Genomic DNA, 259 nt, shown 5'->3' on the forward strand with positions numbered 1-259 from the left:
GTCATCGATACCGTGACATTCTTGATGAACATGTACGAGAGTGTCTATGTCATCGGTGACGAATGCCGACACGGCATCAGGCTGTTCAATCACCTGATCCAACAGATCGAATATCTGATACGGGTCAGTGATTGGCTCTTCAGCAAACTTGGATTTGAACGGCAAACGCTTGTTCGCTTCACAGTTTGCAAAGAGCACTCGTTCCGGGTCACGGAGGTTGGCGAGACTGGCAGATTTACCAGTCCCACTTTCACCACCG

The 259-nt window shown here is 49.8% G+C and carries 1 protein-coding gene; it reads right to left on the bottom strand.

The features are described from left to right. Window positions 1-259: hypothetical protein (locus Q5762_RS38895; RefSeq protein ID WP_315897036.1), on the bottom strand; the 259-nt coding region annotated here is incomplete at both ends.

Source organism: Streptomyces sp. P9(2023), assembly GCF_032436795.1.
Taxonomy (GTDB): Bacteria; Actinomycetota; Actinomycetes; order Streptomycetales; family Streptomycetaceae; genus Streptomyces.